Origin of the sequence: Rivihabitans pingtungensis (assembly GCF_003201855.1) — a bacterium.
In the GTDB taxonomy this organism is placed as follows: Bacteria; Pseudomonadota; Gammaproteobacteria; order Burkholderiales; family Aquaspirillaceae; genus Rivihabitans; species Rivihabitans pingtungensis.
The window spans coordinates 91,340-106,572 of sequence record NZ_QJKI01000001.1 but is presented as its reverse complement, the minus strand read 5'-3'; the positions used below and the strand labels follow the sequence as shown (position 1 = coordinate 106,572).

The 15,233-nt window shown below is 58.3% G+C and carries 15 protein-coding genes and 1 pseudogene; 7 read left to right on the top strand and 9 right to left on the bottom strand.

Annotated features, from left to right (window positions below):
* The first annotated feature begins 210 nt into the window (after window positions 1-210).
* A complete protein-coding gene (locus DFR34_RS00485) occupies window positions 211-780 on the top strand; it encodes a calcium-binding protein (protein ID WP_110389195.1) in 570 nt (189 codons plus the stop codon).
* Window positions 746-1,612 (top strand): calcium-binding protein, encoded by an 867-nt coding sequence (locus DFR34_RS00480; protein WP_158281703.1) that lies wholly within the window; start codon window positions 746-748, stop codon window positions 1,610-1,612. Before DFR34_RS00485 ends, DFR34_RS00480 begins: the two co-directional genes overlap by 35 nt.
* Window positions 1,613-1,697: 85 nt before the next feature.
* Here DFR34_RS00480 and aroC read toward each other — a convergent pair whose 3' ends face one another.
* From aroC to DFR34_RS00465, 3 genes are all read right to left on the bottom strand, one after another.
* Entirely contained in the window at window positions 1,698-2,795 is a 1,098-nt protein-coding gene (aroC, locus tag DFR34_RS00475; RefSeq protein WP_110389193.1) for a chorismate synthase, read from the bottom strand.
* A gap of 189 nt (window positions 2,796-2,984) precedes the next feature.
* Window positions 2,985-4,238 carry an Hsp70 family protein gene (locus tag DFR34_RS00470; RefSeq protein WP_110389192.1) on the bottom strand — a complete coding sequence of 418 codons (1,254 nt, stop codon included), beginning with the start codon at window positions 4,236-4,238 and terminating at the stop codon, window positions 2,985-2,987.
* A gap of 228 nt (window positions 4,239-4,466) precedes the next feature.
* Complete coding sequence (locus tag DFR34_RS00465; protein WP_110389454.1) at window positions 4,467-4,904, bottom strand: carboxymuconolactone decarboxylase family protein; 438 nt, start codon at window positions 4,902-4,904, stop codon at window positions 4,467-4,469.
* Between the two features lie 121 nt (window positions 4,905-5,025).
* On the opposite strand from DFR34_RS00465, the pseudogene DFR34_RS17830 reads away from it, so the two are divergent.
* Together DFR34_RS17830 and DFR34_RS17455 are read left to right on the top strand one after the other, a co-directional pair.
* Window positions 5,026-5,721, top strand: a pseudogene (locus tag DFR34_RS17830) (aminotransferase-like domain-containing protein); the annotation flags it as partial.
* A gap of 70 nt (window positions 5,722-5,791) precedes the next feature.
* A complete protein-coding gene (locus DFR34_RS17455) occupies window positions 5,792-6,103 on the top strand; it encodes an aminotransferase-like domain-containing protein (RefSeq protein WP_245906769.1) in 312 nt (103 codons plus the stop codon).
* Window positions 6,104-6,371: 268 nt separating this feature from the next.
* On the opposite strand, the gene DFR34_RS00455 is transcribed toward DFR34_RS17455, so the two are convergent.
* Window positions 6,372-7,214: a PhzF family phenazine biosynthesis protein gene (locus tag DFR34_RS00455; protein WP_110389191.1), complete on the bottom strand. Its 843-nt coding sequence runs from the start codon at window positions 7,212-7,214 to the stop codon at window positions 6,372-6,374.
* A 418-nt stretch (window positions 7,215-7,632) separates the two neighbouring features.
* On the opposite strand from DFR34_RS00455, the gene DFR34_RS00450 reads away from it, so the two are divergent.
* Together DFR34_RS00450 and DFR34_RS00445 are read left to right on the top strand one after the other, a co-directional pair.
* A complete protein-coding gene (locus tag DFR34_RS00450; RefSeq protein WP_158281702.1) occupies window positions 7,633-8,529 on the top strand; it encodes a LysR substrate-binding domain-containing protein in 897 nt (298 codons plus the stop codon).
* A gap of 46 nt (window positions 8,530-8,575) precedes the next feature.
* Entirely contained in the window at window positions 8,576-9,565 is a 990-nt protein-coding gene (locus tag DFR34_RS00445) for a toll/interleukin-1 receptor domain-containing protein (protein WP_110389189.1), read from the top strand.
* Window positions 9,566-9,698: 133 nt separating this feature from the next.
* On the opposite strand, the gene DFR34_RS00440 is transcribed toward DFR34_RS00445, so the two are convergent.
* The 5 genes from DFR34_RS00440 to DFR34_RS16685 all read right to left on the bottom strand — a co-directional run bounded on the left by DFR34_RS00440 (window position 9,699) and on the right by DFR34_RS16685 (window position 13,118).
* Window positions 9,699-10,292: a retron system putative HNH endonuclease gene (locus tag DFR34_RS00440; RefSeq protein ID WP_110389188.1), complete on the bottom strand. Its 594-nt coding sequence runs from the start codon at window positions 10,290-10,292 to the stop codon at window positions 9,699-9,701.
* Complete coding sequence (locus DFR34_RS00435) at window positions 10,289-11,665, bottom strand: AAA family ATPase (RefSeq protein WP_211309243.1); 1,377 nt, start codon at window positions 11,663-11,665, stop codon at window positions 10,289-10,291. The genes DFR34_RS00440 and DFR34_RS00435 overlap by 4 nt, the downstream gene beginning before the upstream one ends.
* Before the next feature lie 245 nt (window positions 11,666-11,910).
* Window positions 11,911-12,306 carry a protein-export chaperone SecB gene (locus tag DFR34_RS00430; RefSeq protein ID WP_110389187.1) on the bottom strand — a complete coding sequence of 132 codons (396 nt, stop codon included), beginning with the start codon at window positions 12,304-12,306 and terminating at the stop codon, window positions 11,911-11,913.
* A gap of 3 nt (window positions 12,307-12,309) precedes the next feature.
* On the bottom strand, window positions 12,310-12,555 hold the full coding sequence (locus DFR34_RS16690; protein ID WP_146215013.1) for a hypothetical protein: 246 nt from the start codon (window positions 12,553-12,555) through the stop codon (window positions 12,310-12,312).
* Window positions 12,556-12,569: 14 nt separating this feature from the next.
* Complete coding sequence (locus tag DFR34_RS16685; RefSeq protein ID WP_146215012.1) at window positions 12,570-13,118, bottom strand: hypothetical protein; 549 nt, start codon at window positions 13,116-13,118, stop codon at window positions 12,570-12,572.
* A gap of 690 nt (window positions 13,119-13,808) precedes the next feature.
* On the opposite strand from DFR34_RS16685, the gene urtA reads away from it, so the two are divergent.
* Window positions 13,809-15,068: an urea ABC transporter substrate-binding protein gene (gene urtA / locus DFR34_RS00425; protein WP_211309242.1), complete on the top strand. Its 1,260-nt coding sequence runs from the start codon at window positions 13,809-13,811 to the stop codon at window positions 15,066-15,068.
* Window positions 15,069-15,233: the final 165 nt, after the last annotated feature.

The window sequence follows — 15,233 nt, the reverse complement described above, 5'->3', positions numbered from 1 at the left end:
AGCATGCACGTCCAGACGCACGCATGGAAGCAAGGCGACACCAAGTAGACCCTACACAGACAACATTTCACTTGATCTTGGATAAATATTGCCGCCAAAAGCAGTATTTACACTGATTGAAATAAAATCAAACAGATTCATAGAATAAAAATGCAAGTTTAAGCATTTTTTTGTATCGCTCATGACCTATTGATTGCGGAGGGCTCTACCATGGCAAGCACCACAGGCAATACAATCACCCTGGCAGCAAACGAAACCGATTACTCGCTGGCCAGCTCCACTGGCTTCATCATTGCGGGCAACGCCCTGAACAACCAGCTCACCGGCAATCTGGGTAACGATACCCTGCTCGGCGCAGCAGGTGCTGACACCTTGCTGGGCGGTGACGGCAATGACTCGCTGGATGGCGGCCTGGGCGCCGACTGGATGGCTGGCGGCGCCGGTGATGACAGTTATGTGGTGGATGATGCTGGCGATGTGGTGGTTGAGCTGGCCAACGAGGGGGTGGACAGCATTACCAGCAAGATATCCCTGGTGCTGGGCGACAATATCGAGCGGCTGTATGCAGCCCAATCTGGTCTGAGCTTGACCGGGAATGCCATGGCCAATTTCATGCGTGGCTCAAACGGAGCGGATGCACTCAATGGCGGCGATGGCAATGACACCATTTACACCTTTGCCACCAACTCCACGGTGGGCGGTGACGATACCGTGCATGGTGGCAATGGCAACGACATCATTATATGTGGGAGGGAATGTCACATCCTATGTGTACGGTGATGCCGGTAACGATACGATTTATCTGAGTTATGGCGCTCATCCCACCTATGCCCGAGGCGGCACGGGCAACGACACTTATATCATCACCAATGCTCTGAGCCAGATAGAAGAATTTGCCGGCGAAGGCATTGACACCATCCGCACCACCGTCACTATGTCCTTGCAACCCGGAGAAATGGTGAATCCTTATTCCGTCCCGCTGATTTCCGGCGAAGTCGAAAGCCTGGTGATGATCAGCAATGACAACATCGACGGACTGGGTAATGGGCTGAACAATATGCTTCTGGGTGGCGCTGGCAATAACCTGATTGATGGTCGGGGCGGTAACGACATCATCAATGGCTATGGCGGCAATGACACACTACAGGGAGGCGACGGCAACGACTATCTGTATGTGGCCACCACGGTGGATGGCGGGCTGGGCATCACCAGCCTGAGCGGGGGGAGCGGCAATGATGTGTTTTACATGGGGCGCTACCTGGTCAGCAATCCCAATCTGAATATGTCCAATGTCACCATCACCGATTTTGTCAGCGGCCAGGACAGAATCCGTTTTGACATCGCCCAGAGCCTGGGCGTCGCCGCCCCCAACGCACTGATCAAGCTGGTGACAGTCCCAGGCGAAACCTTGGCCGACCTGCTGGACCGGGCGGGCAACCAGGCCAGCGGCAGTCGGGCAGCGCTGGTGTCTTTTCAGCTTGATGGCAACACCTATGTGGTGCTGGACACCCACCCGGCAAGCGATGTATTTGGCGATACCGATACCGGCATCACCCTGACGGGCCTGGTGAATGTGCAATGGTCGGATTTTGCCTGCGTGGTGGTGGCTTGATGCGGGCTGGACTGCATTGACGGTGTACGTAAAAAAAACCCGGCCAAGGCCGGGTTTTTTATTGACTGCGGGCAAACCGCCGCACTCAGCCGCGTCGGGCAATATTGGGCGTATCCACCCGCACATCGCCGCACTGGGCGCGGTGGCGCAGCGCGTGGTCGATCAGCGTCAGCGCCAGCATGGCTTCGGCAATCGGCGTGGCGCGGATGCCCACGCAGGGGTCATGGCGGCCGTGGGTTTCCATTTCGATGGCTTCGCCGGCCTTGTTGATCGAGCGGCGCGGCTGGGCGATGGACGAAGTGGGCTTGATGGCGATCGAGACTTCGATGTCCTGGCCGGTGGAAATCCCGCCCAAAATGCCCCCGGCGTGGTTGCTGGCAAAACCTTGCGGGGTGAGCTCGTCGCCGTGCTCGCTGCCTTTTTGCGTGACACAGCCAAAACCGGCGCCGATTTCCACACCCTTGACTGCGTTGATGCTCATCATGGCGTGGGCAATGTCGGCGTCCAGGCGGTCAAACACCGGCTCGCCCCAACCCACCGGCACATTCTCGGCCACCACACGCAGCCGCGCGCCAATTGAATCCAGGCTTTTGCGAATGCTGTCCATATAGGCTTCCAGCTCGGGCACCACGCTGGCGTCGGCGGCAAAAAACGGGTTGCTGTTCACTTCGTCCCAGCTGGCAAACGGAATGATTTTTTCGCCGATCTGGGTCATGTGGCCACGGATGACAATGCCGAATTGCTCGGCCAGCCATTTTTTGGCAATCGCCCCGGCCGCCACGCGCACGGCGGTTTCCCGCGCTGACGAGCGCCCGCCGCCGCGCGGGTCGCGGATGCCGTATTTGTGCCAGTAGGTGTAATCGGCATGGCCGGGGCGGAAGGTGTCGGCGATATTGCCATAGTCCTTGCTGCGCTGGTCGGTGTTGCGGATCAACAGCGCAATCGGCGTGCCGGTGGTTTTGCCCTCAAACACACCCGACAGAATCTCCACCTCGTCCGGCTCGCGGCGCTGGGTGACGTGACGGCTGGTGCCAGGCTTGCGGCGGTCCAGTTCGGCCTGAATCCACGCGGCGTCCAGCGCCATGCCCGGCGGGCAGCCATCCACCACGCAGCCAATAGCCGGGCCGTGGCTTTCGCCAAAGGAGGTGACGGTGAACAACAGGCCGAAGGTATTTCCAGACATGGTGGGCTCGTGCAGGCGGGAGGGTTAAAAACGGCGTTCAGTGTATCACAAGGCGGCAGCCCGCTTTTGGCGCGGGCGGTCTGAGGCTCAATCGGCCAGTGTGATACACCGCCAAACACGGCAAAATCCACACGCTAGCTTCCTGGCCACGCAGGGTGTGACGATCTTTACAGTGTTGACGGCGCGGTGCTAAGCAAAGCGGCAGGCGGCGTCGCGCGCCAGGCCACGGCCAATGCTGCCGTCGCGGTCGCCTTCCACCACACGCGCGGCGGGGAACATCGCCGCCACGCGCTGGCGCAGCAAGGGCACGCCGCTGGCGCCGCCGGTAAAAAACACCGTGTCTACCTGGGCAGCACGCAGTTGCGCATCGGCCAGCAGGCGGCTCAGGGTGGTTTCGATGCGTGCCAGCAAGCTGTCGATGGCCTGGTCGAATTCCTCACGCGCCACCAGGCAGCTCAGCCTGGCTTCCAGCTGAGCCAGGTCCATGGTGTGCTGCTCGCTGCTGGACAGGGCGATCTTGGCGGCTTCCACTTGAATGGCCAGCCAGTGGCCGGCGCGCTGGTCAATCAAGGCCAGCAGCCGGTCCAGCTTGTGGCGCTCGCCGGCCTCGCGGCGCACCGCCTGCAATTCGGCCTGCACTTGTCGGGTGTAGGCAAAGTTGATGGTGTGCCAGGTAGCCAGGTTGAAATAATAGCTGGACGGCACTTCCACGCCGTTTTGCAGCAGCGAGCGATAGCCCAGCAGCGGCATCACCGATTGCAGGCTGAGCTGGCGGTCAAAGTCCGTGCCGCCGATGTGCACGCCGCCGCTGGCCAGAATATCACTGGCGCGATCCAGCTGGCCGCGTCGCTCGGGCGAGAGGCGCAGCAGCGAAAAGTCCGAGGTGCCGCCGCCGATATCGACAATCAGCACCAGCGCCTCGCGCTCGATCTGGCTTTCGTAGTCAAACGCGGCGGCAATCGGCTCAAACTGGAATTCAATCTCGCTAAACCCGGCGCGACGGGCGATGTCAGCCAGGGTGTCCTGTGCCAGTTGGTCGGCCTGGGCGTCGTCATCGACAAAAAACACCGGTCGGCCAAACACCACCTGGCTGAACTCGCGCCCGGCGCTGGTTTCGGCGCGGGCTTTCAGGGTGCGGATAAATAAAGAGAGCAGGTCGATAAAGCGCAGCGCCTGGCCATTGACTTCGGTCTGGCCATTGACCAGGCCGGTGCCCAGAATGCTTTTCAGCGAGCGCATCAGCCGGCCTTCGTAGCCATCCAGATACTCGGCCAGCGCCTGGCGGCCAAACACGGTGTGGTCTTCTTCGGCGTTGAAAAACACCACCGAGGGCAGCGTGGCCTTGCCGTCCTCCAGCGCCAGCAAGACGTCGGCGTCCGGGCGCAACCAGCCCACGGTGGAATTGGAAGTGCCAAAGTCAACGCCACAGGCATTCGCACGCATCGCAGGCTCCGCAGAAAAAAGCGGGCGATTATAGCATTGATGTGCAAGGTTTTCCGGGACAATTACATGTCAGGTTTCGCGGTGAGGGAATGGGCTGCGGGCCTTCACATCATGTCACCTTATCCCCTGGCCAAGCGCCGCGCACAAAACCCCGTGCAGCGATGATGGCCAGGCATGTGACCGCAGACCATATCGGTCACAACGCCAGGAGGGTTTGGTGAGCGGCGCTTACTGCGGCGGCGTACGCGAGGCCACCATCAGCCGGTTCCAGGCGTTGATTTCCGCCACGGCAAAGCTGAGGTCGGCAATCTGCTTGCTGTCGAAATGCACCTGCATCTCGGCATACAGCGCGTCGTCCACGCCCAGCGGGGTGAGCTGGGTCAACGCCTCGGCCCAGGCCAGCGTGGCGCGCTCGGCAGCAGACAGTGTCAGGGCTTCGCGCCAGGCCGGCAACAGGGTGAGTTCAGCCTCAGTCACGCCGTGGCGGCGCGCCAGCGGCGTGTGCATAGCCAGGCAAAAGGCGCAGCCATTCAGCTGCGACACGCGCAGGCGCAACAGCTCCAGCAGCCGCAGCGGCAGGCCGCTGTGGTCCACATACTGGTGCACGCCGTACATCGCCTGAAAACCTTCCGGCGCCACCGCGCCAACATCAAAACGGGCTTGCATGGTCATTCTCCTGATCGGGGGATGGGATCAACACACCGGCCAGCTTAGCGGCAAATTGGCCTGACAAACATAGCCATTTAGCGGCAAAATCATCAGGCCAATTTGCCTGTGAGCCCCACCAATGCGCCGCGCCGCCGAACTCGAACTTGCCCTGGGCCCGCGCCCGGCTGGCCAGACCCTGCAACACTGGTTGTATCAAGAGCTGCGCGCGGCCTTGCTCAGCGGCCGCCTGCCCGCTGGCGCACGACTGCCACCCAGCCGCGAACTGGCGCGCCAGCAAGGCGTGTCGCGCAGCACGGTGCTGGCGGTGTACGAGCAACTGAGCGCCGAAGGCTATCTGCATGGCGCGGTAGGGCGTGGCACCACAGTGGCCACCCGCCTGCCGGCGCCGCAGCCCACCCCGCGCGTGCCAGCCAGCACGGCGCTGCGCTTGTCGCACGCGGGCCAGCGCCTGGCCGACTCGCCATTTCCGCGCGAAGCCGGCGCGCCCTTGCGCGCCTTTCGCGCCAACCACCCCGACCTGAACGCCTTTCCGCTGGCGGTATGGAATGGCATTGTCGCCCGCCGCGAACAAGCCCTGCGCCCGAGCAGCCTGGGCTACGCCGACCCGATGGGCGAGCTGGCCTTGCGTCAGGCGATTGCCGAGCATCTGCGCTACGCACAAAAAATCGTCTGCCAGCCGGAACAGATCCTGATTGTCGCCAGCGCCCAACAAGGGTTGGATATCTGCGCGCGGCTGTTGCTGGACCCTGGCGACGCAGTATGGATGGAAGACCCTGGCCACCCCGGCGCACGTGATGTGTTTGCCGCCACTGGCGCGCAAGTGATGGCCGCGCCGGTGGATGCGCATGGCCTGGACGTGGCGGCCGCGCAGGCACTGGCGCCGCATGCGCCTGTTGTACGCCGAGCGCGCCGACTGCCTGCAACAGGCATGCCGGCGCGAGCTGGCCGGCGTGCTGGATCTGCCGCCCATCAACACCGGGCTGGATGCCGCCGCCTGGCTGCCGGCCCACTGGGACGACCGGGCGGTTTCCCGCCAACTGGCAGCGGCTGGCATCGAAGCGCGGCCCTTGTCGTTTTACCGAATAGCCCGCCAGCCGCCGCCCGGCCTGCTGCTGGGCTTTGCCGCACTCAACCCGGCGCAGATCGAAACTGGCGTGGCCGAAATGGTGCAGGTGCTGGGCACCTTGTCCGCTTAAGAGCCGCTAACAAAACCCCCTGGCGTTGTTGTGTGACCTTGTCGTACTACTTGTACTGTCTGCGGTCACACGCCTAGCCAGGACCGCTTCGCTGGGTTTTGTTAGCGACTCTAAGCGCCTGGCGTTGTGGCACTCTCGTCCTGTCCGCGGTCGCGCACCTGACCAGGCGCGTTGCGCTGGGTAGCAGCGCGACATCACCTTGCCACCCTTCTGTGGCGTGCGCCTGCACCAGGTGTGTTATCAGCCGCGTGGCGCCGCCCATGCGCGCTCACACATGCAACACCCCCTGCCCCAGCCAGATCACCTCGCCGGCCACGGTGATTTCCCCGGCGGCATCCACCGCCAGATGCAGCACGTTCGGCCGCTTCAGCGCGTGGCCCTGCTCCACCCGCAAAGTCAGCGGGTGCTTGCCGGCCAGTTGCAGCCAGCCGCCCAGATTGGCGCAGGCCGAGCCAGTGCCAGGGTCTTCCACCACTTGGCCATGGTGGGTAAAAAACAAGCGTACGGTGGCCACGCCCTGCTCGATATGCCAGACGTAGGCCATGGCCACGCCCTGACGATTGCGACAATACGCTTCCAGCAGGCGGGCGTCCGGGCGACAGTTCAATACGGCCTCACGGCAACAGACTTCTACCAGCAATTGCTCGGTGCCGCAGTCAATCAGCCGGGCGGCACGCACTTCGTTGGGCGACAGGCCCAGCGCACCCGCCAGATGGTGGGTGTGGGTCACCCAGGGCTGCGCCACTGGCGACTTGGCGGCCAGTTGCCAGCGCTCGCCTTCGGCACGAACCGGAAACACCCCGGCGGCCATCCCCAGCTGCACATGATCGCCACCACGCCCCAGCCGGCGCACCATGGCCGCACTGCCCAAGGTGGGATGGCCGGCAAACGGCAGCTCATAGCCGGGGGTAAAAATGCGCACATGGGCATCACAGCCCGGCAGACGTGGCGGAAACAGAAACACCGTTTCGGACAGATTCATCTGCGCGGCAATCGCCTGCATCTCGGCATCCGTCAGCCCGGAGCCATCTTCGAACACCGCCAGCGGGTTGCCACCAAAGCGGGTTTCGGCAAATACATTCACCAAATGATAGGCGCGAGGAGTGGTCATGGTGTTGTATTCAGGTGTCAGCAAAAGTCAGGAAAAAAATTGTAAAGGAAATCGGCGCGGCGCACAGAAACAACTGCACCTTCACCATAGGCCACCAAGCCGGGCCTATTTAGAGCCGCTAACAAAACCCTCCTGGCGTTGTTGTGTGACCTTGTCGTACTACTTGTACTGTCTGCGGTCACACGCCTAGCCAGGAACGCTGCGCTGGGTTTTGTTAGCGACTCTTAGCGTGCGCGCGGCACTCGTCTTGGTACGACAGCAAGGCCACACCACAAGATCAGGAAGGTTGGGCCAGCCGGCGCATCACCAACCTGAGCAGTTGGCGAGCTTCCTCCTGAATAGGCAAGCCAACGGCCAGGGCTGCTGCGCCCGCGCGGCGCTTGCTATCATGGCGCTCCCGCCACGCGTCCGCGCCGCCATGACCGCCCTGTCCCGCATTGAACTTCGTCACCTGCGCTATTTTCTGGCGGTGGCCGACACCCTGCACTTTGGCCGCGCCGCCGAGCGGCTGTGCATGTCACAGCCGCCGCTGTCGCAGGCCATTCAGCAACTGGAAGACGCGCTGGGCGTGGCGGTGTTCGAGCGCCACAGCCGCAAAGTGGCGCTGACCCCGGCTGGCCAGGCGCTGCTGGCCCCGGCCCGTCAGCTGCTGGCCGACCTGCACGCCGCCATCGGCGCCGCCCAAGCGGCGGCGCGCGGCGAGCGCGGGCTGTTGCGGGTGGCCTATGTCGGCTCGGCGGTGTTTTCGGTGCTGCCGGCCATCGTTGCCCGCTTTCACGCCGACTTTCCCGAGGTGGAGCTGCAACTGCAAGAAGCCCCGCCCGACGCGCAACTGGCCGGCCTGCGCAGCGGCCAGCTGGACGCCGGCCTGGTGCGTCCGGCCAGCCCGCAAGCCGGGCTGTGCTGCGATGTGCTGCTGGACGAACCCACCTGGCTGGCGCTGCCCAGCCGCCATCCCTTCACCCGGCGCGAAGCGCTCAGCCTGGCCGAACTCTCTGGCGCGCCGTTCATCACCATCGACGCCGCCGACGGCGGCCATATGCTGGAGCTGTACCGCCGCGCTGATTTTCAGCCGCGCATTGTCCAGCATGTGCGCGACCTGCACACCGGCTTTGCCCTGGTGGCCGCCGGCCTGGGCCTCTTGTTCATCCCCCGCTCCGCCAGCCGCCAACCCCGCCCCGGCGTTGCTTGCCGCCCCACCCTGGACGCCCCGCAACTTGATCTGTGCCTGCTGACGCCAGACCCAGCCCGCTCGCCGATTGTCGAACACTTCCGCCGCGTGGCGCAGGCGGTGGTGGCGCAGATGGTGGAGTGAGAGGAGACACGAAAATCACACACATTATGACCTTCAGGAAATTACTATGCTAACTATCAAACCCGGTAGTGTATTTGACGATAAATGTGATTTGCTCATCTTGCCTTGTAATAACAAAGGCGGCGTGACAGGCTGGGTAGGCTATGAAATACATCAGCATGACTTGCCATTCCCCAAGCAGCACATTCCATTTGGCGAGGTATTTTTTTCATCAATCCAGAACAGCTACGCAAAAGCAGACTGCGTGGGCTATGCCGCTTCGGTGAACGCGGTACAGGGCGGCTCAACAGCAGAAGTGATAACCCACATTACCCAACGTATTAGCCATTTTCGTCATGCCCATGATTTGTCTCAAGTCAACCTGCCCTTGCTGGGCATTGGCGCTGGCGGCTTGCAGGCTGTGGATGTGTTGGCGCTCTATCAAACCCAATTTGCCGGTGATCCTGGCCGCTATACCGTATACGTACCCGATCTGCGACTGGCCGAGATGCTTCAGTCGCACTACTTGACAGCCGCCGCCACGGTCAGCGCCGAGCCAGAACACCCGCGCGTATTTTTGTCTTATTCACACAAAGACCCCAAAGTCAAAACCTGGGTGGTGGCGCTGGCTCGCCAATTGCGTCAGAACGGCGTGGATGCACGCCTGGATCATTTTCATTTGAAACCGGGCATGGATGTGCCGCAATGGATGACCAACGAATTGATCAAGGCGCAACGCGTGTTGCTGGTGTGTGACCGTCATTACGCAGAAAAAGCCGATATGCGCAAAGCCGGAGTGGGCTGGGAAACCATGCTGATTCAAGGGGATATGCTGGTGCAGGGCGAGCAGAACAGTAAGTACATCGTGATTTCTGTCGGCGACTTTGAACAAAATACGCCCATTTATATGAAGTCGCGACTGGCCATGCCGCAAGAGCAAGTCGATGCCGATATCACCGGCTTGCTGGAGCTGATTTTTGAAGTAGAAACCGCGCCCGCGCTGGGCCCAGTACCAACGTGGGTGCAACAAAGACAATCAGCCGGTCAAACCAGATAGCCGACCGCACAACGCCTGATCCCCCATTGCACGGCCTCTTCATGGCGGCGTTTTTTGAACCATGCGCACCGGGTGAGGCGGCCCGCCTGACCGCCATTCTGGGCGTCGCCCCAATCCGAAACCCGCGCGCGGTCTACAGCAACGCCGTGGCCAGAATGTGGCGATAGGGCGCTGCCTGCAAAAACAAATGCATATCCTGCGGCTGTGCTTGCCCGACGGCCAGCACACTGGCCAACCACCGTTTGCGCTCGTCCACCAGATTGGCGTCTTTGTTCAAGCCCAGCATATCGCGTGTTTGCACCACAGCATGGCGACGCTGCCTGCTCAGCCCGGCTATCGGCATGATGGTTCCATCGGTGGACAGCACCCACTCCGCATTGCAGCCTGGCTGTGGCTCAATGGGCAACAGGCCTGATTTTTTATGCTGTCCACAGGTTTTTGGGTTGATGCAGCTGTGGGCGTAATTGCTGTAGCTAAAGCACAAATGCGGATGGCCCTCCGGGCCCTCCTTGGGCTTGATGTGGTCTATTTGGCCTTCGCTTGGCGCCAAGGGTTTTTCACAATAGGCGCACAAGCCGCCCTGATCGGCATTCAGGTCGGCCTTGACTTGCAGCTTGACCGGTTGAAACGCATGGCTGGAAAAATCCGCTGGGCTCAGCCCTGGGTGGGCCGCCACAAACTGGCTGAGCGCAGCGGTGGGCACGGCCCGGTGTTGCAGTTCAATCATGCGGGTTTGCCTCCTGCTGCCCGGTGGCCAGCCAAAAATCGCCAAGTGGCCAAATCGCTGTCATGAAATTGATAGCCTGCCGCATCCAGCTTGGCGCGCAATGCGCGGGCTGAGTCGCTATGTTCCTGATTGGCGCGCACGCATTGCTCAAATTGGCGGATGTCATCCTGAATCGCCAGCGGCGGCTCTTGATGCACCCCCATCACCTTAGCCAGCGCCGCGCCTGATTCGTGCGCCAGCGGGCTAAAATCCGGCATGCGCGCCACGCTGCCAGCCTCGCTGTGCTCAATCACGCGAATATTTTCGCGCGGCAAAGTGCTGAGCACCTGCGGGCTGTGCGTGGTGACAATAAACTGGATGCTGGGAAAAGCGCTCCGCAAAGACGCCACAATGGTTTGCTGCCACGCTGGGTGCAAAAACATGTCCACTTCATCAATCAAGGCAATGCCCGGCGTCTGACGGGCGGCTTCTGCGCCCAGATGCGGATTAAGCTTATAGGCGCGAAACGCCAAATCCGCCACCATGGCAATGGCGTTGCGGATGCCGTCGCTGAGCATTTCCACCGGCATGCTGCCAAACTGAGGATGGTGCATCACCAACTGCTGATTTTGGCTGGCGCGATATTCGAGCCCATGCCAGCCTGTGGCGGTTGCCACCAGCGCATCCACCGCCGCTGTCACCACGGCAATCACCTCGGCAAAACGCCGACCGGCATCGCTCAGCGCTTGATTGCGCTCCAGCGCCAAAATCTGCTCTTCACGATAACTGCGAAACACCCAGCCATACCACGCGCAGAATGCCTTGAAACTGGACACATACGTCAGGCAATCCCGATAACCGGACGTGCGCGAATACTCGCTGTTTTCCAGCGTCACTTCTTTCGCCGCCGAAGTAAAACGCCCCTCAAACCACAAGCGCGACGTGCCCAGATAGCTGACCAGCGGCAAAATCACCGCCTCACCCGCGCGCACCTGCCGCTCCAATTGGCTGGCAAATGCTTTTAACTGCTTGGCGGCGGGGTTTTCCTGCGCATTCGAGCGGGGCTTCACCCGCTCGCGGCTTTGCGTCCACACCCGCTCACCCACGCCATCGCCCCAACTTCCTTGCGCACTGATGCATGCGGGCAACTGCGGCTCCATTCCCCCATCAGGGCGAGGCGCCAACCGCACATCGGCAATCTCCAGCATGGCGCCCTTGCCCGCCAGATCAAACCCTTTGACATAAGACCACAGCGCCACACGGGCAGCATCCAGCACCGTGGTCTTGCCGCTGCCATTGGGCGCGATCAACACGGTGAACTCGGGGTGAAAATCCACTTCCAGGTGCGTGAAACAGCGGAAGTTGTTTAGGGTGAGGGAGGTGAGAATAGTCAAGGTGATTTACATGACAAGGGTAAAGTATTGGGTTATATGTTAAAATTTTGATGATTTATCCATACATCATATGTTGAATTTGTGCGTGAATAAACCACCATGTGTCTCTATGTCATTGGCAACTTGTATATATTGGATTATATTTTTATTAGAATGCAAAGAATAAATATGGTTTTTGTAAAGGCACATTAGTTGCCCGCAAAAATTCTTGGTGAAACCGAGGGGCTTGTGCCTCAATTGTATAGTTAATTTGAGCTTCTCTTTATATTATACAGCTCCTGAAAGTTTACGGCTGGTAACATCGGCGGCTCATATCCTGCATTAAGCAGTACTGTTGCTATAAAAGCGCGCATAAATGGATAGGCAATTGCTGGTGCGTTTACATGAAAAAAAGAATTGGTGTCTAAAAGTTCTGGCGTTATTTTTTCGCTGCTCTTAAATTCAGCCAAATACCTCGTGCAAAATTGATTGTTACGTTGAACTCTAATGAGTAAATCAAAGCCGATTAAGAACTTATCTGTCTCTCCTTCTTGTATTGCTGTAAATATAGTGAAATCAACTTCATCTTCATTAATGTCCTCCTCTGTAAAAGGGCTTAGTGAAAATTCTTCTGCGTAAGTTTTTAAGAGTGTTATCTGCATAATTTATGCCGCTTCTGCAAATTGAGGCCATTGGTTATTAACGTAAAATTCCTGATGAAAGTCTCTGACTAATGGGGTGGAAAAAGAAATCAAAACAACTCCTGCTTCTTTAAAGTTATTGGATTTATTCAAGCCATTTGGTTTGCTATTGTCAATAAACGCAATTTCATGTTTTTTTAATCTTAACAAGAGTTCGTCCCTTGACATTTCCTTGAGTTTCTTGAGTGCTATATCCAGTGAGTGACTCATGATTTTCCCCGTAACTAAAGCATCAGAACAGATGTATATAAAATTTTGGATTGATTGGTTACATTTGCAATAGTGCAGTTTTCGACTTTAGCTCGGATTTTTTGCTCCTGTTCTAGTTGGCAACCAACCTCTGGGAAGTGTTCGTTTTTTATCAAGACATCTATCTCAGCGTGATCTATTATAAAGTTAGCGATCTTGTATTTATCACCCCAGTTACTTCTGCGCTCGGGAAAAATTTCAAGCGCAATATTTTCCTCTTTTAGTTTTTCATAAAAATATTCTTTGTACGCATTAAATTTTTTAATATTTTCATCAACTCTTAGATCCAATATTTCACAGTCCTCTTTATTTATTTTTGCTTTGATTACTGCTATAGCTGAGTTTTTGTATTTTGACCCTGCCCAGCGCTTTCCTGCTGTAATGGGGCAACAAACACCCTCAATGAAAAAATATACGCCGGAGCCTAGGTACTCATCTCCATTTAAACTTTTCTTAAACCCCACGCTAATAATATTTTGAGCGTTTTCTTTGCTTGTGCCATGATAAATATCTAAATTTTTCATTTGTCTTGTTTTAAAGGTTGTCTGTTCTCAAAAAATACCAAAAAGTAGTGAATGGATTGGTTCATGCGCTTAATTTTACTAGCGTTTTTTACTTTAAGCACCTTTAGAAGGTTGATGCAATTTTATTTTTAAAGTTTAGAAGATCATCACCTTAGAGCGGCTAACAAAACCCTCCTGGCGTTGTTGCACGACCTTGCCGTACTACCTGTACTGTCTACGGTCGTGCGCCTAGCCAGGATCGCTTCGCTGGGTTTTGTTAGCCGCTCTTAGTCAGTACTCTCTCAGCTTGACTGTGTGAACACTCTTAATCATGCCTCACCACTCAAAAAATTGCTACCACTTCTGCCATCCTGCTGCCCTGCTCTAGTGTGAAATTTTTCCATTTAAAATCAAATACTTGAATTGTTCTTTATGGATAAGGTGCAAGTTTAGGGTGCTGTGCCCTGCCCCCGGAAGTGAGCCGAGCGCAGCAAAACAGCCAAAAAATGGTAAAAGATGGCTATTTTTTTACCATCTTGAGGGCCGTTTTGCTTTCCTGACGTGAATACAGAAGAGATGTGTGTAATGGGATGCTGTCACCCACCCCCATACGCAAGATGACGTATTCCGCAGTGCAGCACTCCCGCCGTACATTGCCTCCCATGTTGCAGCACCCCAGACACCGTGACATCCAACACAGGAGCGCCCCCCATGCTGACCCGTCGTTTCATTCTGAAAGCCACTGCCCTTTCTGTCGCCCTGGCGATGGCCCCGACTGCTTTTGCCGCTGACACCATCAAGGTGGGTGTGCTGCATTCGCTGTCCGGCACCATGGCGATTTCCGAAACCTCGCTGAAAGACATGGCCTTGTTCGCCATTGACGAGATCAACGCCAAGGGTGGCGTGCTGGGCAAGAAGCTGGAGCCGGTGGTGGTGGATCCGGCGTCCAACTGGCCGTTGTTTGCCGAGAAGGCTCGTCAGTTGCTGACCAAGGACAAAGTGGCCGTCACGTTTGGCTGTTGGACGTCGGTGTCGCGCAAGTCGGTGCTGCCGGTGTACGAAGAGCTGAACGGTCTGCTGTTCTACCCGGTGCAGTATGAAGGCGAAGAGCTGTCGCCCAATGTGTTCTACACCGGCGCCGCGCCGAACCAGCAGGCGATTCCGGCGGTGGAATACCTGATGAGCAAGGACGGCGGCGGGGCCAAGCGCTTCTTCCTGCTGGGCACCGACTATGTCTACCCGCGCACCACCAACAAGATTCTGCGCGCCTTCCTGAAATCCAAGGGCGTGAAGGATAGCGACATCCAAGAGGTGTACACCCCGTTTGGCCACAGCGATTACCAGACCATTGTCGCCAACATCAAGAAATTTGCCGCTGGCGGCAAGACGGCGGTGATTTCCACCATCAACGGCGATTCCAATGTGCCGTTCTACAAAGAGCTGGGCAACCAGGGCCTGAAAGCCACCGATGTGCCGGTGGTGGCGTTCTCGGTGGGTGAGGAAGAGCTCAAGGGCATCGACACCAAGCCGCTGGTGGGCCATCTGGCCGCCTGGAACTACTTCATGAGCGTGAAGAACCCGGTCAACAGCAAATGGATTGCCGATTACAAAGCCTGGGCCAAGAAGAAGGGCATGGCCGGCGCCGACAAGCTGGTGACCAACGACCCGATGGAAGCCACCTATGTGGGCATCAATATGTGGGCCGAAGCGGTCAAGAAGGCCGGCAGCACCGATGTGGCGGCGGTGAGCAAGGCGATGGCCGGCATCAGCTTCAAGGCGCCGTCTGGCTTCACCCTGAAGATGGACGAAAAGAATCACCATCTGCACAAGCCGGTGATGATTGGTGAAGTGCAGCCGAATGGCCAGTTCTCGGTGGTGTGGAAAACGTCCGCCCCGGTGCGCGCCCAGCCGTGGAGCCCGTTCATCCCCGGCAATGAAGGCAAGCCGGACACCCCGGTGAAGAGCAAGTAAGAGCGGCTCAGCCCCACCCAATTGGGTTGAACGCTGTGTTGGCGTCGCGGTGCAGCATGGTCTGCGCCGCGCCGCGATGCTCTTTGCCGCCGCATGCTGCGGCGGCCCCGGTTTCGAGTGGTTCACAAAACCCAAGGCAGCCATCCTGGTCGCTTGGCACAACAA

Bases quoted from the DNA above. Each gene is read 5' to 3' on its own strand.
- DFR34_RS00440 (WP_110389188.1), bottom strand. From the start codon at position 10,292: ATGATTGAACTGCAACACCGGGCCGTGCCCACCGCTGCGCTCAGCCAG.
- DFR34_RS00445 (WP_110389189.1), top strand. From the start codon at position 8,576: ATGCTAACTATCAAACCCGGTAGTGTATTTGACGATAAATGTGATTTG.
- aroC (WP_110389193.1), bottom strand. From the start codon at position 2,795: ATGTCTGGAAATACCTTCGGCCTGTTGTTCACCGTCACCTCCTTTGGC.
- DFR34_RS16690 (WP_146215013.1), bottom strand. From the start codon at position 12,555: ATGAGTCACTCACTGGATATAGCACTCAAGAAACTCAAGGAAATGTCA.
- DFR34_RS00470 (WP_110389192.1), bottom strand. From the start codon at position 4,238: ATGCGTGCGAATGCCTGTGGCGTTGACTTTGGCACTTCCAATTCCACC.
- DFR34_RS00430 (WP_110389187.1), bottom strand. From the start codon at position 12,306: ATGCAGATAACACTCTTAAAAACTTACGCAGAAGAATTTTCACTAAGC.
- DFR34_RS00455 (WP_110389191.1), bottom strand. From the start codon at position 7,214: ATGACCACTCCTCGCGCCTATCATTTGGTGAATGTATTTGCCGAAACC.
- urtA (WP_211309242.1), top strand. From the start codon at position 13,809: ATGCTGACCCGTCGTTTCATTCTGAAAGCCACTGCCCTTTCTGTCGCC.
- DFR34_RS00450 (WP_158281702.1), top strand. From the start codon at position 7,633: ATGACCGCCCTGTCCCGCATTGAACTTCGTCACCTGCGCTATTTTCTG.
- DFR34_RS16685 (WP_146215012.1), bottom strand. From the start codon at position 13,118: ATGAAAAATTTAGATATTTATCATGGCACAAGCAAAGAAAACGCTCAA.
- DFR34_RS00465 (WP_110389454.1), bottom strand. From the start codon at position 4,904: ATGCAAGCCCGTTTTGATGTTGGCGCGGTGGCGCCGGAAGGTTTTCAG.
- DFR34_RS00485 (WP_110389195.1), top strand. From the start codon at position 211: ATGGCAAGCACCACAGGCAATACAATCACCCTGGCAGCAAACGAAACC.
- DFR34_RS17455 (WP_245906769.1), top strand. From the start codon at position 5,792: ATGCGCCTGTTGTACGCCGAGCGCGCCGACTGCCTGCAACAGGCATGC.